This is a genomic window from Catenulispora rubra (assembly GCF_015356825.1).
GTDB lineage: Bacteria > Actinomycetota > Actinomycetes > Streptomycetales > Catenulisporaceae > Catenulispora > Catenulispora rubra.
Genome location: NZ_JAACYW010000846.1, coordinates 1 through 297 on the forward strand (window position 1 = coordinate 1; position 297 = coordinate 297).

The following is a 297-nucleotide window of genomic DNA, read 5'->3' on the forward strand; positions in this document are numbered from 1 at the left end:
TTTGGGCGATGAACAGGCCGTTGCTGGAGTCGTCGTTGGCTTCGACCAGCACGATCTTGCACAGCGGGCAGATCGCCGAGGCCATGTCCAGGTCGAGCGAGGACTCAAGGGTCCAGTCGTCGCCGGCGGGCGGGGCCGAGGGCAGCGGCGAGGTCTGGCCGTTCTGGTTGACCTTGGTGAAGGTGCCTGCGGGCAGGCCGGCGGCCGAGCGGTACGCGGCCAGGTCGGAGGCGGCGTTGGCGTCGTCGTAGGCGTCGACCAGCGCGATGGTGCGGCCCGCGCCGTTCGAGGCCGCAG

1 pseudogene is annotated in these 297 nt (G+C 70.7%); it reads right to left on the reverse strand.

Annotated features, from left to right (window positions below):
* Positions 1-297: pseudogene (locus tag GWK61_RS55690) on the reverse strand (hypothetical protein); the annotation flags it as partial.